Source organism: Pseudomonas sp. LBUM1663, from assembly GCF_059695905.1.
Map to the genome: position 1 here is coordinate 6150142 of NZ_CP166792.1, position 24593 is coordinate 6174734.

Sequence of the window (24593 nt, forward strand, 5' to 3'; positions counted from 1 at the left end):
CACCGTTTTGCGCTCTACCGAAGTCGTGATCATTGGCGCTGGCGCCGCAGGGTTGATGTGTGCGCTGACTGCCGCCGGGCGCGGGCGCAAGGTGATGTTGCTCGACCATGCGAACAAGGCCGGCAAGAAAATCCTGATGTCGGGCGGTGGCCGTTGCAATTTCACCAACATGTACACCGAACCGGGTAATTTCCTCTCGCAGAACGAACACTTCTGCAAATCCGCATTGGCGCGCTACACCCAGTGGGATTTCATCGGCATGGTCGCCAAGCACGGCGTGCCGTACCACGAGAAGAAACTCGGCCAACTGTTCTGCGATAACAAATCCAGCGACATCCTTGAGATGTTGCTCACCGAATGCGATCAGGTCGGCGTCAGCCTGCACCTGGACACTTCGATCCAGACCATCGAGAAGCTCGAAAGCGGTTACTTGCTGGACACCACGCTTGGCCAACTGACCTGTGAATCCTTGGTAATCGCCACGGGCGGTCTGTCGATTCCGACCCTGGGCGCCACCGGTTTCGGTTATCAGGTCGCCAAGCAGTTCGGTCACGACCTGCTGCCGACCCGTGCCGGCCTGGTGCCGTTCACCATCACCGATCAGCTCAAAGAGCTTTGCACCGAGCTGTCCGGCACCTCGGTGGATTGCCTGGTGAGCTGCAACGAGCAGAGTTTTCGCGAGAACATCCTGTTCACCCATCGCGGCCTCAGTGGTCCGGCAATTTTGCAGATTTCCTCGTTCTGGGAATCCGGCGACACGGTCGAGATCAACCTGATGCCGGACCACGACGTCCCGAGCTGGCTGCACCAACAGCAAGCCGAACGCCCGAACAGCGAGTTGAAAACCCTGCTCGGTGAAATCTTCACCAAGAAGATGGCCAACCTGCTGGCGGACAATTGGTTCGTCTCCAAACCGATGAAGCAATACACCCATGCGGAAATCGCCGACATCGCCGAAAAACTGGCGAGCTGGAAAGTGGTTCCTGCCGGCACTGAAGGCTACCGCACTGCGGAAGTGACTTTGGGCGGCGTCGACACTCATGAAGTGTCGTCCAAGACCATGGAATCGCTGAAAAGCCCGGGCCTGTATTTCATCGGCGAAGTGCTCGACGTCACCGGGCATCTGGGCGGTTTCAACTTCCAGTGGGCCTGGGCCTCCGGATACGCCGCTGCGCAATACGTCTGACCCGCACCGATCCCCTGCACTCGACAGCTCCTACAGGGGAATACATTTCAAGGTGATGTTGCGCCATGGAAGGAACAGATTTTGCTGTCAGATGTGATCGGCGCCATTGCGTCGGCGTCATTACTGGCTCAATTTAGCGGCATTGCCTCGGAAGGCCTTCGCACTTCATGTCATCGACCTCATTTCGTCAGTCTCTGCGCCGTCTCTGGGCGCTGGATAAATTCAGCTATAGCGTGCGGGTGTTCATCGCCCTGACCGGCAGCATGGCCGTCTGTTGGTATCAGGATGAAATGGGGCTGCTGATCCCGTTGTTCCTGGGGATTATCGCCAGTGCCCTGGCCGAGACCGACGACAGTTGGCAGGGCCGTCTCAACGCGCTGGCTGTGACGCTGGTGTGTTTTCTGGTCGCCGCGTTATCGGTCGAGCTGCTGTTCCCTTATCCCATCTTTTTCATCATCGCCTTCGCCCTCGCCGCCTTCTGCCTGACCATGCTCGGCGCCCTCGGCGAACGCTATGGCGCGATTGCCTCGGCGACGTTGATTCTGTCGGTCTACACCATGATCGGCGTCGACCAGCGCGGCGGCGCGGTCACTGACTTCTGGCACGAACCGGTGCTGCTGGTGGCCGGCGCCGCCTGGTACGGCTTGCTCTCGGTGCTGTGGCAGGCGATGTTTTCCAATCAGCCGGTGCAGCAGAGCCTGGCGCGGTTGTTCCGTGAATTGGGTTATTACCTGAAACTCAAAGCGTCGCTGTTCGAGCCGATCCGCCAGATGGACGTGGAAGCGCGTCGACTGGAACTGGCGCAGCAAAACGGTCGAGTTGTCGCGGCACTCAACGCTGCCAAGGAAATCATCCTGCACCGGGTCGGCAATGGTCGGCCGGGCTCGAAAGTCAGCCGCTACCTCAAGCTGTACTTCCTCGCTCAGGACATCCACGAGCGCGCCAGCTCGTCGCACTACCCTTACAACGCGCTGGCCGAGGCGTTCTTCCACAGCGACGTGCTGTTCCGCTGCCAGCGCCTGCTGCGCCAGCAAGGCAAGGCCTGCCGTGCGCTGGCGGAATCGATCCAGATGCGCCAGCCGTTCATCTATGACGCCAGCTTCGCCGAAGCGTTGAGCGACCTGCACGCCTCCATCGAACACTTGCGCATCCAGAGCAACCCGGCCTGGCGCGGACTGCTGCGCTCATTGCGGGCATTGGCGGCCAACCTCGGCACCCTCGACCGTTTGCTCAGCGACGCCAGCAACCCCGACGCCCTGGCCGACGCCACCGACAGCAGCCTGCTCGACCGTTCGCCGCGCAACCTCAAGGATGTTTGGATTCGCTTGCGCACGCAGCTGACGCCGACCTCGCTGCTGTTCCGCCATGCACTGCGCCTGCCCCTGGCCTTGAGCATCGGCTACGGCATGGTGCACTTGATTCACCCATCGCAGGGTTACTGGATCATCCTCACCACGCTGTTTGTCTGCCAACCGAACTACGGCGCTACCCGGCGCAAACTCGGACAGCGGATCATCGGCACCGCGATTGGCCTGACGGTGGCCTGGGCGCTGTTCGACCTGTTCCCGAATCCGCTGATCCAATCGTGCTTCGCGATCGCCGCCGGGGTGGTGTTCTTTATCAACCGCACCACTCGCTACACGTTGGCCACGGCCGCGATCACCTTGATGGTGCTGTTCTGCTTCAATCAGGTCGGTGATGGTTACGGGCTGTTCCTGCCGCGGCTGTTCGACACCTTGCTCGGCAGCCTGATCGCCGGGCTGGCGGTGTTCCTGTTCCTGCCGGACTGGCAGGGCCGACGCCTGAACAAAGTGCTGGCCAATACCCTGACCTGCAACAGCATTTACCTGCGCCAGATCATGCAGCAATACGCCGCCGGCAAGAGCGACGACCTGGCGTATCGCCTGGCCCGACGTAATGCGCACAACGCTGACGCGGCACTGTCGACGACGCTGGCCAACATGCTCATGGAGCCGGGGCATTTCCGTAAGGAAGCGGATGTCGGGTTTCGCTTTCTGGTGCTGTCGCACACCTTGCTCAGCTACTTGTCGGGATTGGGTGCGCACCGTGAAACCCAGTTACCGGCGGATGTCCGCGAGCATTTGATCGACGGCGCGGGCGTGAGCCTGGCGGCCAGCATCGACGAGATCGCCCAAGGGTTGGCGAGCAAACAGCCGATTGCGATTCAGAGCGATGCCGAAGAGGCGCTGGCCAATGAACTGGAGCAGATGCCGGATGAGATCGATGAAGGGCAGCGGTTGGTACAGACGCAGTTGGCGTTGATCTGCCGGCAGTTGGGGCCGTTGCGGACGTTGGCGGCGCATCTCATCAAGGACACCAGCGAAGCCTGAGGTTTTTGGTGGCTGGGCGGGCCTCTTCGCGAGCAAGCCCGCTCCCACATTGATCTATGGTGTGACAAAAATCCCCTGTGGGAGCGGGCTTGCTCGCGAATGGGCCATCAGCCTCACCGCAAAAACCGATCCTCACATCCCATGTTGCTTCATCAACCGCTCATAACTGCCATCAGCCTTCATCTCGGCAATCTCACGGTCGAAACTGGCGACAATTTGTTCATGCTGCGGATTCTTCAGGCTGACCAATATGTGCAGGCTGTTCTCGCTCAGCGGTTTGGGCAGGAACTCCACTGAATTGCGCACGTTGGAAGATTCTCGTGCGAGGTAGTAGCGAGCGACGTATTCGTCTTCCAGCGTCAACTTGACCCGGTCCGCCGCGACCATGCGCACGGCCATGGCGAAGTTATGCACAGGGACTTTCTGCAACGACACATCGTCGTCGAATTCTGATGAATAGGCATAACCGCGCACCACTGCAATCGGGTAAGTGTGCAATTGCTGCAAGTTGTTGTATTCGATGGGCGCGTCTTTGCGCTTGAGAAAGCGCACGCGGTTGAGCAGATATTCGCCGGAAAACTGGCCCAGCTTGGTGCGCTCATCGGTGTACCAGGCATTGACCAGCACGTCGTAACGGCCCTCGCCGACGCCGAGCAACGCTCGCGCCCAGGGCACCTGTTCGAAATCGCTGGCGTAACCGGCCCGGGCCAGTGCGGTGCTGACGATGTCGGTGGCCAAGCCACCGTTGACCAGCGTCGCGTCGGTAAACGGCGGCCAGGCATCGGCGACCAGACGCAGCTTTTCTGCTGCCGCGCTCTGTGTCAGCAACAGCAGCACGATCAAAGCAAACGCTCGATGCAATCGCGGCATGCTAGAAAATCCTTAGCGGGCGGGCTGCCCGGCGTATTTTTCTGCCAAAACTCCAAGACTCATGTACCGACACTCAGGTACTCAACATTAGCTCATGGGAGCCACTGCACAGCGCTTCATCGCAGATTACACAAAGAAGACAGTGCCGCGAGAAATGAATGATGGCATTTTGGCCTTTGTCACAGAGTTCTCCGCCATAAAGACATATATCGCCGGGACGCTTAGTATCGGCACGACGTTGCTCAAGGAAAGTGAAGATGACAATCGATTGGGTCTGCAAACACCACAGCGATCTGGGGAAAGAGCAGCTGTACGCCATCCTGCAGTTGCGCGCCGAAGTGTTCGTCGTCGAACAGAAATGCGCTTACCAGGATGTCGATGGCCAAGATCTGGAAGGTGACACCTGCCATTTGATGGCGTGGGACGGGGATCGGCTGGTGGCCTACCTGCGCTTGCTCGACCCTGAATTGCAGGGAGGCGACGTGGTGATCGGGCGGGTGATTATTGCGCCTGGCGCCCGTGGCACCGGGCTGGGGCACGAGTTGATGGCCCAGGCGTTGAAGCAGGCCGGGAAACGCTGGCCTGAGGTGCCCATCTATCTCTCGGCCCAGGCGCATTTGCAGGGGTATTACGGGCGGTACGGGTTTGTGGTGTCGGGTGAGGAGTTTCTGGAGGATGACATTCCGCATATCGGGATGCGTCGTCCTTAAGGTCCTCTTCGCGGGCAAGTCGAATCGTCGCACCGCCGCTCCCACAGGGATTTCACCGTACCTGTGGGAGCGGCGGTGCGACGATTCGACTTGCCCGAGATAGCGTCAGCGGCAACACTGAAAATCTCAGGGATACTCCAACACCGCTTTAATCTGCCGCAAATTCCGCTCGATCCACCCCCGATCAATCGCCCCCCACTCGCGAATCCGATAGCGCCCCGCATGATTGCGCGCGCCCTCTTCCTGCTCGAACTCGCAAATGATGTCCAGGTCCGCCAACGCCGCAATCGTATCCTGCGCCGTGCGCCGGGGCATGCCGGTCACTTCGGTCAGCGCCGGGACGCTGCTGGCCAACCCGCTGTCGATCAGGTACGCCACGTATAAGCGGCGATAGAAGCTGCTCTTGGTCTTGCTGACATCCATCCAGTCACTCCCTTTACTGCATATCCCGCCACGTCAGGTACACCCGCAGATCAAACTCCACCTGGTGATACCCCGGCAACATGTGTTCGCAGAGCTTGTAGAACGCCTTGTTGTGATCCGATTCCTTAAAGTGTGCCAGCTCATGCACCACGATCATTTTCAGAAACTCGGAGGGCGCTTCCTTGAACAACGAGGCCACGCGGATTTCTTTCTTGGACTTGAGCTTGCCGCCCTGCACCCGCGAGATCGTCGTGTGCAAACCGAGGGCGCGATGGGTCAGGTCGAGACGGTTGTCGAACAGCACCTTGTCGATGGCCGGCGCATTGCGCAGGTATTCCTGCTTGAGGTCCAGCGCAAACGTGTACAACGCCTTGTCGCTCTGCACCGCGTGTTTTTCCGGGTAGCGCTGGCTCAGGTAGTCGCCCAGCCGATCTTCGACGATCAACTGGCGCACCTGGTCTTGCAAAGCAGCGGGATAGGCCTGGAGGTATTTCAACGCGGTCATCAGGGGCGGCAACACAATCACGGAAAAGGTCGCCAGTGTAGCGAATTCAGCGGGTCAGCGCGCTCCAGTCAAACGGCGCCACAAAGTCGCCGGCATCCTCGGCCATCATCGGCCGCCCCACCAGAAAACCTTGCACGTACTGACAGCCGTTGGCTTGCAGCCATTCATATTGCGCGATGGTTTCCACCCCTTCGGCAATCACCAGCATCCCGTATTGCTTGCACAGGTCGATCACATTGCGCACCAGTGCCGCATCCCTTTCGGACGCCGGCAATCGGGCGATCAAATGTCGGTCAAATTTAAGCGTGTCCAGCTCCAAGTCGCGCAGATGCGCCAGCGAGCAAGGCCCGGAGCCGAAGTCATCCAGCGCCACCCGCACCCCGAGATTGCGCAGCAACCGCAGCGTCTTGCGGGTTTCTTCGGGGTCTTGCATCAACGCTTCTTCCGTCACTTCGACTTCCAGATGACGCGGCTGCAAGCCGTGACGCTCCAGCACCTGGCGCAATTCTGTGACCAGATTGGGCATGCCGAACTGAGTGCTGCTCAAACTGACGCCCAGCACCAGATCCTCGGCAAACAAGGTTTCCCAGGCTTTGCGCTGGCCGGCCCCGCGATGGTAAATCCAGCTGCCCAGACGACTGATCAGCCGCGCCTCTTCCAGCAATGGCAAAAACAGCCCCGGCGGTACGTCGCCGACGCTCGGATGCTGCCAACGCAGCAGCGCCTCAAAACCACGAATCTGCCCGCCGTCAATGGCCACCTGCGGCTGATACACGAGGTTGAAATCACGGTTCTCAATGGCGGCGCGCACGCTCTCTTCGAGCATCAACCGTGAGCGCGCCCGGCCATTCATGTCGTGATCGTAGAAACGGTATTGCTGACGGCCGGCACGTTTCGCTTCGTACATGGCAATGTCCGATGCACGCATCAACCCGTCGAGATTCGAACCGCAATCCGGGTAAGTGGCGATGCCGATGCTGGCGCCCAAGGCGATATCCAGGCCATCAATCTGCTGACAGATCGACACCCGCTCAATCAGCTTCTCGGCAATCTTCGCCGCTTGCTCCGGGAATTCCAGATCCAGCAGCGCCGTGAACTCATCGCCGCCCATGCGCGCCAGAATGTCGAAGGGCCGCAGACAGGCTTTCAATTGCTCGGACACCCAGCGCAGCACCCGGTCGCCGGCATCGTGGCCGAGGGAATCGTTGACGCGCTTGAAGCCGTCGAGGTCCAGGTACAGCAACACCCAGGCGCTGTCGGACCGTTCGCCCCGCAGTAGCAGATTTTCAACCGTCTGGTAAAAACCACGACGGTTGAGCAACCCGGTCAGCGGATCGGTCACCGCCTGGAATTCCAGTTGCTGATGCAGACGGTGCACCACCGACATGTCCAGCACCGTCACCACCATCGCATGTTGTTCGCTGGGCAATGGCGCGCAAGACAGCGCCACTGGCACTTGTTGGCCAGGCGCCGTTCGCAGCAGCGCATCGTGCAGGCGCAGGGTTTCGCCGCGTTTGTAACCGGTGTAAAGGTCAGAATCCGCCCAGACCGGGATATGCGGTTTCTGCAGGAAATCCAGGAACTCTCTGCCTTTCAGGTCCTTCACCGTGGCATTGAGCAACCGCGACATCGCCGGGTTGGCAAAGCGGATCAGACCGTCCTCACCCACCACCAGGATGCCTTCGGCGGCGTTGTCCAGCACCGACGCATTAAACGCGCGCGCAACCTCCAGATCGTGGCTCAGACGCTGCAACGCACGGCGATTGCGCTGATGTTCGAGCAGAGCCTGCACTTTGGGCTTAAGAATTTGCGGGTCGAACGGCTTGAACAGGTAATCCACCGCACCACTGGCATAGCCCTTGATCACGGCGTCCTGGGACTTTTCGTTGGCAGTGAGGAAAATAATCGGGGTGAGCGCGGTTCGCTGGCTTCCGCGCATCAGGCGCGCCACTTCAAAACCGTCCATGCCCGGCATCTGCACATCCAGCAGCACCAGGTCGACATCGTGTTCGAGTAAAAGACTGAGGGCTTCAAAACCGGAAGCCGCGGTAATGACCTGCCAATCCTGGCGCTGGAGTAACGCGCGCATGCTGATCAGGTTTTCAGGGTAATCATCGACGATTAAAAGGATTGAGCTGCCTTCAGCTGGCGTGGGTTGCGCGCATTCCATGCTGCTTCTCTTATTCGGGGCGTCAGGCCGGTTTCTCGTGAAAACCAGACAAATACTGAGCCTTCACTCTAGACCGGGATCCGCAAAAGCAGAAGCAGCCAATGCGCCATCATTTAACCATCACGTACATTTGCCGACTAACGGTCGCTTCTACAGCCCCCTGAAACCGGGAAAGATGGCCTTTTAACAGGATTTTGACGTCATCCGTTTGTCATTTACGCATTAACAAATTGAACTTCTGCGCTTATAAGGATTGCCCCCAAGGCGCGCGCCAGAGCTTCTGGCACGGGCGTGCAGCAAAAAAATCGTGGAAGCTTTTGACTATGATCGATCTCGCAACCTGGAACCTCAGCGTTCCTGTCGGCAATCCGCCGTACACCGTTGACACGCCAAAACTGGTGAACGGCTTCAAGGATCAATACTTCCACTCCGACACCGGCACTCTGTTTTTCTGGTCACCGGTCACCGGCTCCAAAACCGAAAATGCAAAATACCCCCGCACCGAACTTCGCGAAACCTACAGCAACGGCACCCTGAAAAACTGGCTCTACCCGGACGCCGACAACTCACTGCGTGCCACCCTCGCGGTCAACCAAGTACCGAGTTCAGGCAAAATCGTCATCGGCCAGATCCACGCCTATGAAAGCCAGAAACCCATGGTGAAGCTCGAGTACCAGTACAAGACCAGCACGCAGTCCGGCAACATCGTCGCCAAGGTGCGCATGCACCCGGATGACGGCGAAGGTCGGGTCATCACCATCGCCACCGGGGTGAAACTGGATCGGGAGTTTTCCTACCTCATCCACCTGAGCCCGGGCGGCGCTCTGGGCATCAGCGCGGCGGGTTACCAGTGGGACACCGACATCAGCGCGACGTGGCGCGACAAGCCGCTGTACTTCAAGGCCGGGGTTTATGTGCAGGACCACACCGGGTACACCAGCGAAGGCGGGAAAGTGACGTTCAGCAAGCTGGATATTGATCACGACAAGTAGCCCCTTCAGTCCAGCCTGGAGCGCAGAGCGTCCAAAGAAGCATGCCCACACAGAGTGAACTGACCCCCAAAGGTTGGACACAACCTTTGGGGGTGTCATGGGTAAGTACACAGATCAGGCAAAACTCGCAGCCGTGCAAAGCTATTGTTCCGGCAGTGCGGGCTTGAGAGATGTCGCACACCGTCACGACGTGGACTTTTCTTGCCTTCGGCAGTGGGTCGCGGCCTATCAAGTACATGGTGCTGCTGGGCTAAAAGAGAAAAAGCTGCTGCGCTACAGCGCCGACTTCAAACTGTCTGTGTTGACACGCATGCGCGAAGAGCAGCTTTCCTATCGGCAAACGGCAGCCTTGTTCGACATCCGTAGGTTCGGCATCATCGGTCTCTGGGAGCGCCGCTATGATGAGGGCGGTTTTGATGCCCTGACCCAGCAGCCTAAAAAAGCCGGACGTCCGAAAAAAATGCCAGCCCCCATTCCCCCTGTTCAACCCGACTCACCCGATGACGACTCGCGCACACGTGATGAGTTGCTTGCCGAGCTGAAGCAGTTGCGGATGGAAAATGACTATCTAAAAAAGCTGGATGCCTTGGTTCAGAAGAAACGAGCGGCGCAGCAGAAAAAGCGCAAATCGTAATGGAACTGAGGCAGCGGCACCCTCTAGAAAGCTTGCTGAAAGTAGCTGGACTGGCACGCAGCACGTTTTACTATCAGCAAAAGGCACTGCAGGCAGCGGATAAGTATGCGGATCTGAAAGCCCTGATTCGCTCAACGTTCGATCAGCACAAGGGGCGATACGGCTATCGCCGGATAACAGTTGCGGTCCGAAACGCGGGTCACCGCGTCAACCACAAGACGGTTCAGCGGTTGATGGCGCAGCTCGGGCTAAAGAGCCTGGTGCGGGTGAAGAAATACCGAGCGTACAAGGGGGAAGTAGGCAAGGCGGCGCCTAATCTTCTGAAGCGGGAGTTTGAAGCGCCGCAGCCCAATCAAAAATGGGTAACCGACGTTACCGAGTTCAAAGTCGGTGGTCAGAAGCTGTATCTGTCGCCGATTTTGGACCTTTACAACGGCGAAATTATTTCCTATGAAGTCGCCAGAAGGCCGCTGTTCGACATGGTCGGGAAGATGCTGAGTGGCGCATTTGAGCGGCTTAGGCCGCATGAAAAGCCGATCCTGCACTCGGACCAGGGCTGGCAGTACCGAATGCCCATTTACTATCGAAAGCTCAGCGAGCGCTCAGTCACACCCAGCATGTCGCGCAAAGGCAACTGCTACGACAATGCGGCCATGGAAAGCTTCTTCGGTACGCTGAAGTCCGAGTTTTTCTATCTAAATAAATTTAGCGACCTCGATGAGCTTCACGCAGGTATCGACGAGTACATAACCTATTACAATCACTCGCGTATCAAGCTGAAGCTAAACGAACTGAGCCCTGTGGGATACAGAACTCAGGCCGCTTAGGCATAGACATGTAAATCGTCCAGCTTTGTGGGGTCAGTTCAGAGCGTGGGAACAATCTGAAATTATCGCCCCAAAAAAAACCCGCCTCTCGGCGGGTTTTTTATGCGACTCAAACGCTGAAGGCTTAGTTAACCTTGGCGTTCAACTCACCTTTCAGATAACGCTGATACATCGCTTCCAACGAGATCGGCTTGATCTTCGAAGCGTTGCCAGCAGTACCAAACGCTTCATAACGAGCGATACATACATCGCGCATCGCCGTCACAGTCGCACCGAAGAACTTGCGCGGGTCAAACTCGCTCGGGTTGGTAGCCATCAACCGACGCATCGCACCGGTCGAAGCCAGACGCAAGTCAGTATCAATGTTGACCTTGCGCACGCCGTGCTTGATGCCTTCAACGATCTCTTCAACCGGCACGCCGTAGGTTTCTTTGATGTCGCCGCCGTACTGGTTGATGATCGCCAGCCAGTCTTGTGGAACCGAAGACGAACCGTGCATCACCAAGTGGGTGTTCGGGATGCGTTTGTGGATTTCTTTGATGCGGTCGATGGCCAGCACGTCGCCGGTAGGTGGCTTGGTGAACTTGTACGCGCCGTGGCTGGTGCCGATGGCGATAGCCAGAGCGTCGACCTGGGTGCGTTTGACGAAGTCAGCGGCTTCTTCCGGGTCGGTCAGCATTTGGCTGTGATCCAGAACGCCTTCGGCGCCGATGCCGTCTTCTTCACCGGCCATACCGGTTTCCAGCGAACCCAGGCAGCCCAGCTCGCCTTCTACCGATACGCCGCAGGCGTGAGCCAGGGCCACGGTTTGTTGGGTAACGCGCACGTTATAGTCGTAGTCGGTCGGGGTCTTGCCGTCTTCGCCCAGAGAACCGTCCATCATCACCGAGCTGAAGCCCAGTTGAATGGAGCGCTGGCAGACGTCAGGGCTGGTGCCGTGGTCCTGGTGCATGCACACCGGGATGTGCGGGAATTCTTCGATTGCCGCCAGGATCAGGTGACGCAGGAATGGGGCGCCGGCGTATTTGCGAGCACCGGCCGAGGCCTGGACGATCACCGGGGAGTCAGTCTTGTCAGCGGCTTCCATGATGGCGCGCATCTGCTCAAGGTTGTTGACGTTGAAGGCTGGAACGCCGTAGCCGAACTCGGCTGCGTGGTCCAGCATCTGGCGCATGCTGATAAGTGCCATTGTGTGTGTCTCTCCCGGTTGAGGGTCGTTAATCGTGCCAGCCTGCCGTAGCGGCGGCGGCTATTCAAGTTATTGCAGATCGGGGGTTGGCCCTGGCTGCGAATTCGGTACAACATAAATCCTGAGTGTGACGAAGAACCTGTGGCGAGCGAGCTTGCTCGCGCTCGGCTGCGAAGCAGTCGTAAACCGGTCGACTCGGTCTTTCTCAAACACGGTGTCGACTGGCTTTGGGAACGCTTCGCACTCCAGCGGGAGCAAGCTCCCTCGCCACAAAAGTCCAGCGATCGGCTCCTACTGCGCTTTACAACCGCGGCCAATCAAATCATTGGTGGCGACCCAGTACACCAGGCCTTCCTCACCTTTTACGTGAAACGCCAACATGTCGTTGCTGTACAGCGAACCTTCGGCGCCCGGTTCAAGCTTCAAGCGGTAGACCTGATCGGCCCCGCCAAGGCGCACGTCGACTTCCTTGCGGCTGTCGTCGGTATAGCGCCAGAGCACTTTGGCTTGGCTATCGCAGGTCCAGGTGGTCCAGTTGTCCGTCGATTCGGCAGACTTGAACAGGTTGAAATTCGAGCAACCGGCCAGCAATGCCAACGCCATAACGGCGATAAAACCTTTCATCCATGTTCCTCGACTGACGGCGCACGCCGCCAGCCCTGAGTAATGTGTCAGACCCGTCAAGGGCAACCATGTTCCTTGGCCGGGGTCTGGGTCTCGTATTTCTCCAGGCCATCAGGCCCGGAACGCTTGTTGATCACAGGGTTGGTTTCCGCTTGCCAGTCGGCCTGGTAACAGCCTTTTTCCACCGACTGCGGCGCAGGGTCCGGCTTGGCTTTCGGGTTACTCCCGCAAGCCACCAGCATACCCGCAGCGATCAACAGCGCTAACGCCTTGACCATGAGAACACTCCTTTGCGTGGTCAAATGGACGACCTCAGGCCTTGGCCCGGCTTTCCAGGACTTCAACGGCAGGCAAGACCTTGCCTTCCACGAATTCGAGGAACGCGCCGCCACCGGTAGAAATGTAGGAGATCTGATCGGCAACGCCATATTTATCGATGGCAGCCAGAGTGTCGCCGCCGCCAGCGATCGAGAACGCCGAGCTTTCCGCGATGGCCTGGGCCAGGACTTTGGTGCCGTTACCGAACTGGTCGAATTCGAACACGCCGACCGGACCGTTCCAAAGGATGGTCTTGGACGACTTCAGCAGCTCAGCGAAATTCGCCGCGGTCTGCGGGCCGATGTCCAGGATCATGTCGTCGGCAGCCACGTCAGCAATCAGTTTGACGGTAGCGGTCGCGCTTTCAGCGAATTCCTTGGCAACCACCACGTCGACCGGCAGCGGCACGCTGACCTTGGCGGCGATGGCACGAGCGGTGTCCAGCAGGTCTGGTTCGTACAGGGACTTGCCGACCGGGTGACCGGCAGCCGCCAGGAAGGTGTTGGCAATGCCACCGCCGACGATCAGCTGATTGCAGATCTGGCTCAGGCTGTTCAGTACGTCGAGTTTGGTCGAGACCTTGGAACCGGCAACGATGGCAGCCATCGGCTGGGCCGGGGCGCCAAGGGCTTTGCCCAGTGCGTCTAGCTCAGCAGCCAGCAGCGGGCCAGCGGCGGCGACTTTGGCGAACTTGGCCACGCCATGGGTCGAACCCTCGGCGCGGTGAGCGGTGCCGAAGGCGTCCATCACGAACACGTCGCACAGGGCGGCGTATTGCTGGGCCAGGTCGTCAGCGTTCTTTTTCTCGCCTTTGTTGAAGCGCACGTTTTCGAACAGCACGATGTCGCCGGCCTTGACGTCGACGCCGCCCAGGTAATCGGCGACCAGCGGCACTTCACGGCCCAGGGCCTTGCTCAGGTAGTCAGCGACGGGCTTGAGGCTGTTCTCGGCCGAGAACTCGCCTTCGGTCGGACGGCCAAGGTGCGAGCAAACCATTACGGCCGCGCCTTTTTCCAGGGCCAGCTTGATGGTCGGCAGCGAAGCCAGGATTCGCGCATCGCTGGTGACTACACCGTCCTTGACTGGGACGTTGAGGTCTTCGCGGATCAGTACGCGCTTACCTTGCAGATCGAGGTCGGTCATCTTCAACACGGTCATGGGTCGCATTTCCTGAGTTACGGTTTCTGAGAAACAGAGAGTGGAGAAGCTGTTTGCAGATAGTGCTCTGCAACGTCCAGCATTCGGTTGGCAAAACCCCATTCGTTGTCGAACCAGGCCAGGATGTTCACCAGCCGCGGGCCGGAAACTCGGGTCTGACTGGCATCGACGATGGCCGAATGTGGGTCATGATTGAAATCACAGCTTGCATGGGGAAGCTCGGTGTAGGCCAGAAGCCCCTTGAGCGGGCCGCTGGTGGCGGCCTCGCGCAGAATCCGGTTGACCTCGGTGGCGTCGGTGTCGCTGACGGTCTGCATCGTAATGTCGAGGCAAGACACGTTAACCGTCGGCACCCGCACGGCTTTGGCCTGAATTCGCCCGGCAAGTTCCGGCAGCAGGCGTTCGATGCCACGTGCCAGACCAGTGGACACCGGAATCACCGACTGGAACGCCGAACGGGTGCGGCGCAGGTCTTCGTGATGATAGGCGTCGATGACCGGCTGATCGTTCATTGCCGAGTGAATGGTGGTGATCGACACGTATTCCAGACCAATGGCCTGATCCAGCAGGCGCAACAGCGGCACGCCGCAGTTGGTGGTGCAGGACGCGTTGGACACCAGCAGCTCGTCGCCGGTCAGGCAATCCTGGTTCACGCCATAGACGATGGTGGCGTCAACATCCGCCTCGCTGGCCATCGGCTGGGAAAACAGCACGCGCGGCGCGCCGGCGTCGAGGAAGCGCTGGCCATCAGCACGTGTGTGATAAGCGCCGGAGCACTCCAACACCAGATCGACGCCCAGTGACGCCCAATCGATGCCTTCGGGGGTGGCACTGCGCAGGACCTTCACGCAGTCGCCATTAATATGCAGACAATCGCCCTCTACTCGCACTTCGCCGGGAAATCGCCCGTGAGTGGAATCGAAGCGTGTCAGGTATTCGATGCTGGCCATGTCAGCCAGATCGTTGATCGCGACAATTTCAAACCCTGCCGTCGAGCCTCGCTCAAACAACGCACGCAAGACGCAACGACCAATCCGGCCGTAGCCGTTGAGTGCAACTTTGTAAGGACGCGGTTGAGGCATGGGGTTCTCGATGAAGCTTGGGAATGAGGTTGCCAGGACTGCCGCCTTCGCGGGCAAGCCTCGCTCCTACAGGTCTTCGGTTGTCTTGAAAACAACGCGATCCCCTGTAGGAGCGAGGCTTGCCCGCGAAGACGTCAGCCCCGATAACGCTACTTCTGGATCAGTCTTCCAGCAGCTCTTCAGCCTGACCCAGGATGTTTTCCAGGGTAAAGCCGAACTCTTCGAACAAGGCCGGCGCCGGTGCCGACTCGCCGTAGGTGGTCATGCCGATCACGCGGCCTTCCAGACCCACGTACTTGTACCAGTAGTCCGCGTGCGCGGCTTCGATGGCGATACGGGCGCTAACCTGCAACGGCAGAACCGCTTGCTTGTAATCGGCGTCCTGAGCATCGAACACGCTGGTGCACGGCATCGAAACAACACGCACCTTGCGACCTTGCTCGGTCAGCTTGTCGTAAGCCTGAACCGCCAGACCGACTTCCGAACCGGTAGAGATCAGGATCAGCTCAGGCTCGCCTGCACAGTCCTTCAACACGTAACCGCCACGGGCGATGTCGGCGATCTGGCCGGCATCACGGGTTTGGTGCTGCAGGTTCTGACGCGAGAAGATCAGCGCCGAAGGGCCGTCCTTGCGCTCGATGGCTGCTTTCCAGCAAACGGCCGATTCAACGGCATCGGCTGGACGCCAGGTGTCGAGGTTCGGCGTGCTGCGCAGGCTGGTCAGTTGCTCGATCGGCTGGTGAGTCGGGCCGTCTTCGCCCAGACCGATGGAGTCGTGGGTGTAGACGAACACCACGCGCTTCTTCATCAGTGAGGCCATGCGCACGGCGTTGCGAGCGTATTCCATGAACATCAGGAAGGTGGCGCCGTAAGGCACCAGACCGCCGTGCAAAGCCACGCCGTTCATGATCGCGCTCATGCCGAATTCGCGAACGCCGTAGTACATGTAGTTGCCGCTGGCGTCTTCAGCCGAAACACCTTTGCAACCTTTCCACAGGGTCAGGTTGGAACCGGCCAGGTCAGCGGAGCCGCCGAGCAGTTCAGGCAACAGCGGGCCATAGGCATTCAGTGCGTTCTGGCTTGCTTTACGGCTGGCGATGGTTTCGCCCTTGGCCGCGACTTCAGCGATGTAAGCCGAGGCTTTTTCGGCGAAGTCTTCCGGCAGATCGCCACCCAGGCGACGGACCAGTTCGTTGGCCAGCTCAGGGAAGGCCGCGGAGTAGTCAGCGAAACGCTGATCCCACTCGGCTTCGGCCGCGCGGCCGGCTTCCTTGGCGTCCCACTCGGCATAGATGTCAGCCGGGATTTCGAATGGACCGTAATTCCATTTCAGCGCAGCACGGGTCAGAGCGATTTCCGCGTCACCCAATGGGGCGCCGTGGCAGTCTTCTTTGCCTTGCTTGTTCGGCGAACCGAAACCGATGGTGGTCTTGCAGCAGATCAGGGTTGGCCGATCGCTTTTGCGCGCGGTTTCGATCGCGGTCTTGATCTCTTCCGGGTCGTGACCGTCGACGTTGCGGATCACCTGCCAGTTGTAGGCTTCGAAACGCTTCGGCGTGTCATCGGTGAACCAGCCTTCGACTTCGCCGTCGATGGAGATGCCGTTGTCGTCGTAGAAGGCGATCAGCTTGCCCAGACCCAACGTACCGGCCAGGGAGCCGACTTCGTGGGAAATGCCTTCCATCATGCAGCCATCACCCAGGAACACGTAGGTGTGGTGATCGACAACATTGTGGCCAGGACGGTTGAACTGCGCTGCCAGGACTTTTTCAGCCAGGGCGAAACCGACGGCATTGGCCAGGCCTTGGCCCAGCGGACCGGTGGTGGTTTCAACGCCCGGGGTGTAGCCGAATTCCGGGTGACCCGGGGTGCGGCTGTGCAGTTGGCGGAAGTTTTTCAGGTCATCGATCGACAGGTCGTAGCCGGTCAGGTGCAGCAGCGAGTAGATCAACATCGAACCGTGACCGTTGGACAGCACGAAGCGGTCACGGTCGGCGAACGATGGATTGCTCGGGTTGTGCTTCAGGTAGTCACGCCAAAGTACTTCGGCGATATCCGCCATACCCATCGGGGCACCGGGATGGCCGCTGTTGGCTTTTTGCACGGCATCCATGCTGAGGGCACGAATGGCGTTGGCACGCTCACGACGGCTGGGCATCGCTGTTCTCCTGCGGGTTCTGAATCGAGAGTGAATAAAACGAATCGGAAAAAAGGCGAGCATTTTCCCTCACCGGGCCGCCTCGGGGCAATGACAGATAGTCATCTGGAGGCGTTTTTCCAATTGTTAACAGCGGTTTCGACTGATGAAACCTTTCTGCAGTTCGTTTGTTGACTGAACCTAACGCCTGGAAGTGCCATCTATCGACCAATATCAAAACTTTTTGATATTGCCCTTGCGGTGATTTCTGAGCGTCACTAGACTGCTGGCCTTATGAATTTACGTGTGCCTTCCATTCGACATGACGATTGCGATGAGCTGGCGGCCCTGTGCAAGGCCGGCGGCGATCCTCTGCGGCTGAATGTATTGCGCGCGCTGGCCAACGATTCGTTTGGCGTACTGGAACTGGCGCAGATCTTCGGGATTGGTCAATCCGGCATGAGTCACCACCTCAAGGTCCTGGCCCAGGCCGACCTGGTGGCGACCCGCCGTGAAGGCAACGCGATTTTCTACCGTCGCGCCCTGCCCCACACCGACCTGCTGGGCGGCAAGCTGCACGCCGCCTTGCTCGAAGAAGTGGACAACCTGACGCTGCCGGCCGATGTGCAGGCGCGGATCGCTCAGGTCCATGGGCAACGCGCGGCGGCCAGCCAGGACTTTTTCTCACGGGTGGCGGAGAAGTTTCGCGCCCAGCAAGACTTGATCGCCGGCCTGCCGCAGTACCGCGAAAGCGTGGTGGCTTTGCTCGACAAGCTGGGTTTCAGTGAAGGCGCGACGGCCATCGAAGTCGGCCCCGGCGACGGTGAATTCCTGCCGGAACTGGCGCGCCGCTTCACCGAGGTCACGGCGCTGGACAATAGCCCGGCGATGCTCGAACTGGCGCGTCAGGTCTGCGAACGTGAAACGCTGGCTAACGTCAGCCTGCAACTGGCCGATGCATTGAATGGCGTCAGCCTTCAGGCCGATTGCGTTGTACTGAACATGGTGCTGCACCATTTCGCCGCGCCGGCCGAAGCGCTCAAGCACATGGCCGACTTGCTGCAACCGGGCGGTAGCCTGCTCGTGACAGAGTTATGTAGCCACAACCAGAGTTGGGCCAGGGAGGCCTGCGGTGATCTGTGGTTGGGGTTTGAACAGGACGATTTGGCCCGTTGGGCCACCGCTGCGGGACTCGTTCCCGGGGAAAGCCTCTATGTAGGCTTACGTAATGGTTTCCAGATTCAGGTCCGCCATTTTCAGCGACCGGCTGGCGACACTCACCATCGGTAAATTCAGGAAAAAATCGAGATGAGCGAATACTCCCTCTTCACCTCCGAGTCCGTGTCCGAAGGGCACCCGGACAAAATCGCCGACCAGATTTCCGATGCGGTGCTGGACGCCATCATTGCTGAAGACAAGTTCGCCCGCGTAGCGTGCGAAACCCTGGTTAAAACCGGCGTGGCAATCATCGCGGGTGAAGTCACCACGTCGGCCTGGGTCGACCTGGAAGAAATCGTGCGTAACGTCATTCTGGACATCGGCTACAACAGCTCCGATGTCGGCTTCGACGGTGCCACTTGCGGCGTGATGAACATCATCGGCAAGCAGTCCCCTGACATCAACCAGGGCGTCGACCGTGCCAAGCCTGAAGATCAGGGTGCCGGCGACCAGGGCCTGATGTTCGGCTACGCCAGCAACGAAACCGACGTGCTGATGCCAGCACCGATCACCTTCTCGCACCAACTGGTGCAGCGCCAGGCCGAAGCCCGTAAATCCGGCCTGCTGCCTTGGCTGCGCCCGGACGCCAAGTCGCAAGTGACTTGCCGTTACGAAGGCGGCAAGGTGGTCGGTATCGACGCCGTTGTTCTGTCGACCCAGCACAACCCTGAAGTGTCGTACAAAGACCTGCGCGAAGGCGTGATGGAGCTGATCGTCAAGCACGTACTGCCTGCCGAACTGCTGACCAAAGACACCCAGTTCCACATCAACCCGACTGGCCAGTTCATCATCGGTGGCCCGGTGGGCGACTGCGGCCTGACCGGTCGCAAGATCATCGTCGACAGCTACGGCGGCATGGCCCGTCACGGCGGCGGCGCGTTCTCCGGTAAAGATCCATCGAAGGTTGACCGCTCGGCGGCCTACGCCGGTCGTTACGTGGCCAAGAACATCGTCGCTGCAGGCCTGGCCGAGCGCTGCGAGATCCAGGTTTCCTACGCGATTGGTGTTGCCCAGCCTACGTCGATCTCGTTGAACACCTTCGGCACCGGCAAGATCAGCGACGACAAGATCGTCAAACTGGTTCGCGAAATTTTCGACCTGCGTCCATACGCGATCACCACCATGCTCGACCTGCTGCACCCGATGTACCAGGAAACCGCTGCGTATGGCCACTTCGGTCGTACCCCGGCAACCAAGACTGTGGGCGAAGATACGTTCACCACGTTCACCTGGGAAAAGACCGACCGCGCCGACGACCTGCGTACTGCAGCCGGCCTGTAAGACTTTCCTGGCGGTACCAAAAGCCCCGCACGGTTCGCCGTGCGGGGCTTTTTATTGCCCGAAGATCAAAAGATCGCAGCCTCGTTTCACTCGACAGCTGCTACAAAAAATATCTGTAGGAGCTGTCGAGTGAAACGAGGCTGCGAACTTTTGATCTTTATATCGAAACACACCGAAAAACATCGCTGCTGCCGGCGCCCGAAAGCTGGCTAACCTTGGAAGCATTCCCTTTGAGCAAGGACGCTCACGATGCTTCTGCGCCTGTTTTCCGCTTTGTTCCTGACCTTGTTTTGCCTGAACTCAACGGCCAACGACTGCCCTGACTGGTCGCCCGCCCGCGCCCTCGACGAAATCACCGCCCTGCAACAACAAATCGATTTCTGGGACGACCACTATCACCGCAACGGACGCTCACTGGTCGCCGATGAAATCTATGATCAATCCCGCGCGCGATTGAGCGAATGGCGTGAGTGTTTTGATTTGAGTCTGGCGCCCGACCCCTTGCGCACGGCGGGCGGCAAGATTACCCATCCCATCGCCCATACCGGCCTGGACAAACTCCGTGATGGAAGTGCCGTAGAAGACTGGATGCGTGATCGAAGCGACATCTGGATACAACCCAAGATCGATGGGGTGGCGGTGACGCTGATCTATCGCAACGGTTCGCTGCGCCAGGCGATCAGTCGCGGTGACGGGGTCAACGGCCAAGACTGGACCACTTCGGCGCGACTGATTCCCGCCATCCCCCGGCAACTGCCGCAACCCTTGGATTTACTGGTGCAAGGCGAACTCTATTGGCGCCTGACCGACCATGTGCAAGCCAAGGCAGGCAGCCTCAACGCCCGCTCCACGGTGGCCGGGTTGATGGCGCGCAAGGAGCTGAACGCCGAACAGGCAAGTGGTATCGGTTTGTTTGTCTGGGATTGGCCGCAAGGTCCGGCAAGCCTGCCGGCCCGCGTGGCCGCTCTCGATGAAATGGGTTTTCCGGGCACTGCGCCTTACAGTCAGCCGATCAAGGTATTCGCCGACGCTGAACGATGGCGCGATCACTGGTATCGCACGCCCCTGCCCTTCGCCAGTGACGGTGTCGTTTTGCGTCAGAGCCAGCGACCACCGGCCGAACGCTGGCAAGCGCGACCCTCCTTCTGGAGCGTTGCCTGGAAGTATCCGTTCGCCCAGGCCCTGGCCGAAGTGCGCAAGGTCCACTTCAAGATCGGACGGACTGGGCGGATTACACCGGTGCTCGATCTTGCACCCGTGAAGCTCGATGACCGACAGATCAAGCGCGTCAGCGTCAGCTCCCTGCGGCGTTGGGAGGAACTGGATATCCGCCCCGGCGATCAGGTGTCCGTCAGCTTGGCGGGGTTGACCATTCCAAGGCTCGACGGTGTCGTACTGCGCAGTACCGAACGCACGGAATTGAACGTGCCGTCGGCAGCAGACTTTCATCATTTGAGTTGCTGGCAACCGACATCAGGATGCGAGAGCCAATTCCTCGCACGCCTGGCCTGGCTCAGCGGCAAGCAGGGACTGGCTTTGCCTCATCTCGGTCCTGGCACTTGGGAGAAACTTTTCGAAACAGGCCGCCTAAACGGCCTGCTGGATTGGTTGACCCTCGATGCTCAAGAGCTTGCTAACATTGATGGCTTCGGCGAACGCAGCGCAGCTCGTCTTTTAAACAGCTTCAACAGCGCCCGGCAACGTCCGTTCGCTCGCTGGCTCAAAGCCTTGGGGTTGCCGCCCACCGGCCAGGCACGGCTTGCCGATTCATGGCAGGAACTGGCGAATCGAAACACCGAACAATGGCAGGCAGAAGCCGGTATCGGCCCGGGACGCGCGGCGCAATTGAACGCCTTTTTCCGCGACCCGCACGTGCTGGCACTCAGTCAAACATTACGTCTGGCCGGGATTGACGGCTTTTAAACGCCGACACCCGGCAGCCCGGGAACCCAAAGGGGCCGACGGGCTCAAACGCCCATCGCCACCTCGACCCGATTGCTTTTGCACATGGAGCTTTTATGAACTTTCTTTCACCGCTCGCCTTGCTGACCCTTTGCAGCGTGATGGCCGCTCCACTGATGGCCGCCGAAGAAGCCCCGGAACTGACCGGCTGCGCCGCGAAGAAACAGGGGATCATCAATCAGATCGAACTGGCCAAATCCCACGGCAACGCCGATCAGCAGGCCGGCCTCGAAACGGCCCTGAGCGAAGTCACCGCCCATTGCACCGACGCCTCGCTGAAGAAGGAACGGGAAAACAAGGTGCTCGACGCCAAGCATGAAGTCAGCAAGCGTCAGGCCGACCTGGACAAAGCCATGAAGAAAGGCGATCCGGACAAGATCAACAAACGCAAAGACAAACTCGCCGAGTCCCGCAAGGAATTGCAGGACGCACTCGACGAGCTGGATAAGTAAGCCATCACTGAATCGGGGGCTTACCTGTGGCGAGGGAGCTTGCTCCCGCCGGGCTGCGAAGCGGCCCTAAACGCGGTTATTCAGGCAGACCGCATTTTCCGGGTTTACGACGGCTTCGCCGCCGAGCGGGAGCAAGCTCCCTCGCCACAGTTGCGCAGCAGGTCTACCCAGATCACACCCGAGAATCAATGATCGCGAAATTCTTTATGGCAGGCACTGCAGGCATCTTCGACTTTTTGTACCGCTGGCCCCAGGTTACTGGCCTTGTAAGGCTGAACCTTGCTGGCAATCACCAATTCACCGGTGGCGGTTTCAAGGGTGCGGGCCATTTCCTGGAAGCGTGCCTGCTGCTGCCACACATTATCCTTGGCGCTGGTGTGATCTTCTTCGCGCACCTGCGGAAAGTGTTTCCACGGCTCACGGGACAAGGTGTCGAGTTTCACGGCGCCCGCCTCGAATTTCGGACCATCGAAGGGGATACGGCCACGCAACATGCCGCCCAGGTCTTCGCCGGTCTTGAGCATCTGTTTGAAGATCGCCTTGCGTTGGCCCAGCGGCGAATTCGGATCGACACCACCACAAGCAGACAAGGTCAGGCAGGCCAGCAATACAACAGAAAGTCTTTTAAGAGTCATGGTGGCTTCAGGTCACGGGAAACGGCGGCCAGTATCCTCGTGTCATCGGCAAAGACCAATAGCCCTATTATCAATACGGGTTGTTTGAGCGCATGGAGCACTCAGGCAACTAGCAAAGGAATTACTCCATGAACACCCGTTTCAAGGCATGGCGTCACCACCTCGTGTGGACTCTTCCAATGGTGGCCGTGCTCGCTGGCTGCACCGGCGGCGATAAAAACACCCCTAAGACCCACGCGCTCGCAACCTACTCCAGCGCCACTTGGGAAGCGCTGCCGGCCGTGTCCGATACCGATCTGGTCGCCGGCTTCGGCTCCTGGCGCAGCGCCTGCACCCGACTCAAGGCCGACCCGGTCTGGGGCTCGACCTGCGCGGCTTCGGCCAATGTGCCGCAGACCGCCAACGACATTCGCGGCTTCCTCAAGCAGAACCTCGATGTCTACGGCCTGCGCGCAGCCAATGACAATCCCAACGGTTTGATCACCGGCTATTACGAGCCGGTCTACCCTGGCAGCCTGACCCAGACCGAGGCGGCGAACATTCCGGTGTACGGAGTGCCCGAGGACATGATCATTGTCTCGCTGGACAGCATCTATCCCGAGCTCAAAGGCAAACGCCTGCGCGGACGCCTCGAGGGTCGCGTGCTCAAGCCTTACGACGATGCGGCAACGATCGAAACCAACGGGGTCAAGGCGCCAGTGGTTGCGTGGCTGACCGACCCGATGAACCTGCAATTTCTACAAATCCAGGGTTCGGGGCGCATTCAGCTCGACGACGGCCGCCAACTGCGCATTGCCTATGCCGACCAGAACGGCCATCCCTATCGGCCAATCGGGCGCTGGCTGGTGGAGCAAGGCGAGCTGAAGAAAGAAGACGTGACCATGGGCGCCATCAGCACCTGGGCCAAGGCCAATCCATCGCGTATTCCGCAACTGCTGGGCAGCAACCCGAGTTATGTGTTCTTCACCCGCAACCCGGACAGCAACGAAGGGCCACGCGGCTCGCTGAACGTTCCGCTGACGGCCGGTTACAGCGCGGCGGTGGATCGCAAAGTGATTCCGCTGGGCAGCCTGTTGTGGTTATCCACCACCAAACCGGACGGCACAGCACTGGTACGGCCCGTGGCGGCGCAAGACACCGGCGGTGCGATTGCCGGCGAAGTGCGTGCGGATCTGTTCTGGGGCACTGGCGAGGCGGCTGGGCAATTGGCCGGGGATATGAAACAGCAGGGACAGATCTGGATGCTGTGGCCTAAAGGCGCGGCGTTGCCGCAAGTGCCTCAAGTTGCCGATGCGGTGAAGGACAAGCCCTGAAATCTGCACTGGCAGGCAGATAGCTATCGCGAGCAGGCTCGCTCCCACATTTGCTCTTCAATGAACACAGAAGCTGTGTACAACCAAGACCCAGTGTGGGAGCGGGCTTGCTCGCGAAGGGGCCCTCACAATCACCGAAGAATTTTCAGACCGACACCACAAAGAAACTGGCAATCAACCCCATCCCCACAAACCACACCAGCGACCGCAATATCGCCCAGTCCGCCAGATAGCAGATGATGTACAGCAGCCGACTGGTGATAAACAGCACCGCCAGCACGTTGACCGTCACCAGCTGCGCCGTGCCCACCAGGTGCGCAACAATCACCGCCGTCGCAAACGCCGGGGTCACTTCAAAACTGTTCAGTTGCGCCGCATGCGCGCGTCTACCCAGACCATTCAGCGACTCGAGAAAATCCCGGGGGTCATGGTTGTCTTTCAGCCTGAAGCCACCGCTGGCCTTGGCGATGCCCGTACAGAGATAAGGCAGGAAAATCGCGATCAAAATGCACCACAGAGCAACCGTCATAAAGCAGTCCTTTCTTCAGTTTTAGAA

The 24593-nt window shown here is 59.3% G+C and carries 22 protein-coding genes; 10 read left to right on the plus strand and 12 right to left on the minus strand.

What is annotated here, in order from left to right; all coding sequences use genetic code 11:
• The first annotated feature begins 7 nt into the window (after window positions 1–7).
• Together ACA075_RS28190 and yccS are read left to right on the plus strand one after the other, a co-directional pair.
• Window positions 8–1186, plus strand: a complete 1179-nt coding sequence (locus ACA075_RS28190; RefSeq protein WP_497296413.1) for a BaiN/RdsA family NAD(P)/FAD-dependent oxidoreductase — start codon at window positions 8–10, stop codon at window positions 1184–1186.
• Window positions 1187–1353: 167 nt separating this feature from the next.
• Complete coding sequence (gene yccS / locus ACA075_RS28195; RefSeq protein WP_497296414.1) at window positions 1354–3537, plus strand: YccS family putative transporter; 2184 nt, start codon at window positions 1354–1356, stop codon at window positions 3535–3537.
• 132 nt (window positions 3538–3669) lie between these two features.
• Here the strand turns inward: yccS and ACA075_RS28200 are convergent, their stop codons facing one another.
• On the minus strand, window positions 3670–4407 hold the full coding sequence (locus ACA075_RS28200) for a substrate-binding periplasmic protein (RefSeq protein ID WP_497296415.1): 738 nt from the start codon (window positions 4405–4407) through the stop codon (window positions 3670–3672).
• 257 nt (window positions 4408–4664) lie between these two features.
• Between ACA075_RS28200 and ACA075_RS28205 the strand changes: the two genes are divergently transcribed.
• Complete coding sequence (locus tag ACA075_RS28205; protein ID WP_497296416.1) at window positions 4665–5117, plus strand: GNAT family N-acetyltransferase; 453 nt, start codon at window positions 4665–4667, stop codon at window positions 5115–5117.
• 126 nt (window positions 5118–5243) lie between these two features.
• On the opposite strand, the gene ACA075_RS28210 is transcribed toward ACA075_RS28205, so the two are convergent.
• The 3 genes from ACA075_RS28210 to ACA075_RS28220 are packed head-to-tail and all read right to left on the minus strand — an operon-like array spanning window position 5244 to window position 8215.
• Window positions 5244–5540 carry a winged helix-turn-helix domain-containing protein gene (locus tag ACA075_RS28210; RefSeq protein ID WP_090178776.1) on the minus strand — a complete coding sequence of 99 codons (297 nt, stop codon included), beginning with the start codon at window positions 5538–5540 and terminating at the stop codon, window positions 5244–5246.
• 13 nt (window positions 5541–5553) lie between these two features.
• The gene (locus ACA075_RS28215; protein ID WP_497299346.1) at window positions 5554–6045 is read right to left on the minus strand and encodes a M48 metallopeptidase family protein; all 492 of its coding nucleotides are present in this window, start codon (window positions 6043–6045) and stop codon (window positions 5554–5556) included.
• Between the two features lie 46 nt (window positions 6046–6091).
• Window positions 6092–8215, minus strand: a complete 2124-nt coding sequence (locus ACA075_RS28220; RefSeq protein WP_497296417.1) for a putative bifunctional diguanylate cyclase/phosphodiesterase — start codon at window positions 8213–8215, stop codon at window positions 6092–6094.
• 323 nt (window positions 8216–8538) lie between these two features.
• Here ACA075_RS28220 and ACA075_RS28225 point away from each other — a divergent pair, with 323 nt between their 5' ends.
• Complete coding sequence (locus ACA075_RS28225) at window positions 8539–9207, plus strand: polysaccharide lyase family 7 protein (RefSeq protein ID WP_497296418.1); 669 nt, start codon at window positions 8539–8541, stop codon at window positions 9205–9207.
• A gap of 97 nt (window positions 9208–9304) precedes the next feature.
• Window positions 9305–10668, plus strand: a protein-coding gene (locus ACA075_RS28230) for an IS3 family transposase (RefSeq protein ID WP_497296419.1) whose coding sequence is annotated in 2 segments (ribosomal slippage) — window positions 9305–9788 and window positions 9788–10668 — 1365 coding nt in all. Because the reading frame shifts where the segments join, the coding sequence is not laid out codon by codon here.
• Between the two features lie 124 nt (window positions 10669–10792).
• On the opposite strand, the gene fba is transcribed toward ACA075_RS28230, so the two are convergent.
• The 6 genes from fba to tkt all read right to left on the minus strand — a co-directional run bounded on the left by fba (window position 10793) and on the right by tkt (window position 17197).
• Complete coding sequence (fba, locus tag ACA075_RS28235) at window positions 10793–11857, minus strand: class II fructose-bisphosphate aldolase (protein WP_219095091.1); 1065 nt, start codon at window positions 11855–11857, stop codon at window positions 10793–10795.
• A 291-nt stretch (window positions 11858–12148) separates the two neighbouring features.
• Entirely contained in the window at window positions 12149–12481 is a 333-nt protein-coding gene (locus tag ACA075_RS28240) for an MliC family protein (RefSeq protein WP_497296420.1), read from the minus strand.
• A 56-nt stretch (window positions 12482–12537) separates the two neighbouring features.
• Window positions 12538–12759 carry a hypothetical protein gene (locus tag ACA075_RS28245; RefSeq protein WP_497296421.1) on the minus strand — a complete coding sequence of 74 codons (222 nt, stop codon included), beginning with the start codon at window positions 12757–12759 and terminating at the stop codon, window positions 12538–12540.
• A 34-nt stretch (window positions 12760–12793) separates the two neighbouring features.
• A complete protein-coding gene (locus ACA075_RS28250) occupies window positions 12794–13957 on the minus strand; it encodes a phosphoglycerate kinase (protein ID WP_497296422.1) in 1164 nt (387 codons plus the stop codon).
• A 17-nt stretch (window positions 13958–13974) separates the two neighbouring features.
• On the minus strand, window positions 13975–15039 hold the full coding sequence (gene epd / locus ACA075_RS28255; protein WP_219095090.1) for an erythrose-4-phosphate dehydrogenase: 1065 nt from the start codon (window positions 15037–15039) through the stop codon (window positions 13975–13977).
• 160 nt (window positions 15040–15199) lie between these two features.
• Window positions 15200–17197, minus strand: coding sequence for a transketolase (gene tkt, locus ACA075_RS28260; protein ID WP_497296423.1), 1998 nt, complete (start codon window positions 17195–17197; stop codon window positions 15200–15202).
• Window positions 17198–17470: 273 nt separating this feature from the next.
• On the opposite strand from tkt, the gene ACA075_RS28265 reads away from it, so the two are divergent.
• The 4 genes from ACA075_RS28265 (at window position 17471) to ACA075_RS28280 (ending at window position 22089) form a co-directional block, all read left to right on the plus strand.
• Window positions 17471–18466: an ArsR/SmtB family transcription factor gene (locus ACA075_RS28265; protein WP_497296424.1), complete on the plus strand. Its 996-nt coding sequence runs from the start codon at window positions 17471–17473 to the stop codon at window positions 18464–18466.
• An 18-nt stretch (window positions 18467–18484) separates the two neighbouring features.
• Window positions 18485–19675 (plus strand): methionine adenosyltransferase, encoded by a 1191-nt coding sequence (gene metK, locus ACA075_RS28270; RefSeq protein ID WP_010466931.1) that lies wholly within the window; start codon window positions 18485–18487, stop codon window positions 19673–19675.
• A 249-nt stretch (window positions 19676–19924) separates the two neighbouring features.
• Window positions 19925–21598 carry an NAD-dependent DNA ligase LigB gene (gene ligB, locus ACA075_RS28275; RefSeq protein ID WP_497296425.1) on the plus strand — a complete coding sequence of 558 codons (1674 nt, stop codon included), beginning with the start codon at window positions 19925–19927 and terminating at the stop codon, window positions 21596–21598.
• A 95-nt stretch (window positions 21599–21693) separates the two neighbouring features.
• Window positions 21694–22089 carry a DUF1090 domain-containing protein gene (locus ACA075_RS28280; protein ID WP_497296426.1) on the plus strand — a complete coding sequence of 132 codons (396 nt, stop codon included), beginning with the start codon at window positions 21694–21696 and terminating at the stop codon, window positions 22087–22089.
• A 185-nt stretch (window positions 22090–22274) separates the two neighbouring features.
• Here ACA075_RS28280 and ACA075_RS28285 read toward each other — a convergent pair whose 3' ends face one another.
• Window positions 22275–22724, minus strand: a complete 450-nt coding sequence (locus ACA075_RS28285; protein WP_497296427.1) for a c-type cytochrome — start codon at window positions 22722–22724, stop codon at window positions 22275–22277.
• Between the two features lie 128 nt (window positions 22725–22852).
• On the opposite strand from ACA075_RS28285, the gene mltA reads away from it, so the two are divergent.
• The gene (gene mltA, locus ACA075_RS28290; RefSeq protein ID WP_497296428.1) at window positions 22853–24037 is read left to right on the plus strand and encodes a murein transglycosylase A; all 1185 of its coding nucleotides are present in this window, start codon (window positions 22853–22855) and stop codon (window positions 24035–24037) included.
• 145 nt (window positions 24038–24182) lie between these two features.
• Here the strand turns inward: mltA and ACA075_RS28295 are convergent, their stop codons facing one another.
• Window positions 24183–24566 (minus strand): MAPEG family protein, encoded by a 384-nt coding sequence (locus tag ACA075_RS28295; RefSeq protein ID WP_497296429.1) that lies wholly within the window; start codon window positions 24564–24566, stop codon window positions 24183–24185.
• Window positions 24567–24593: the final 27 nt, after the last annotated feature.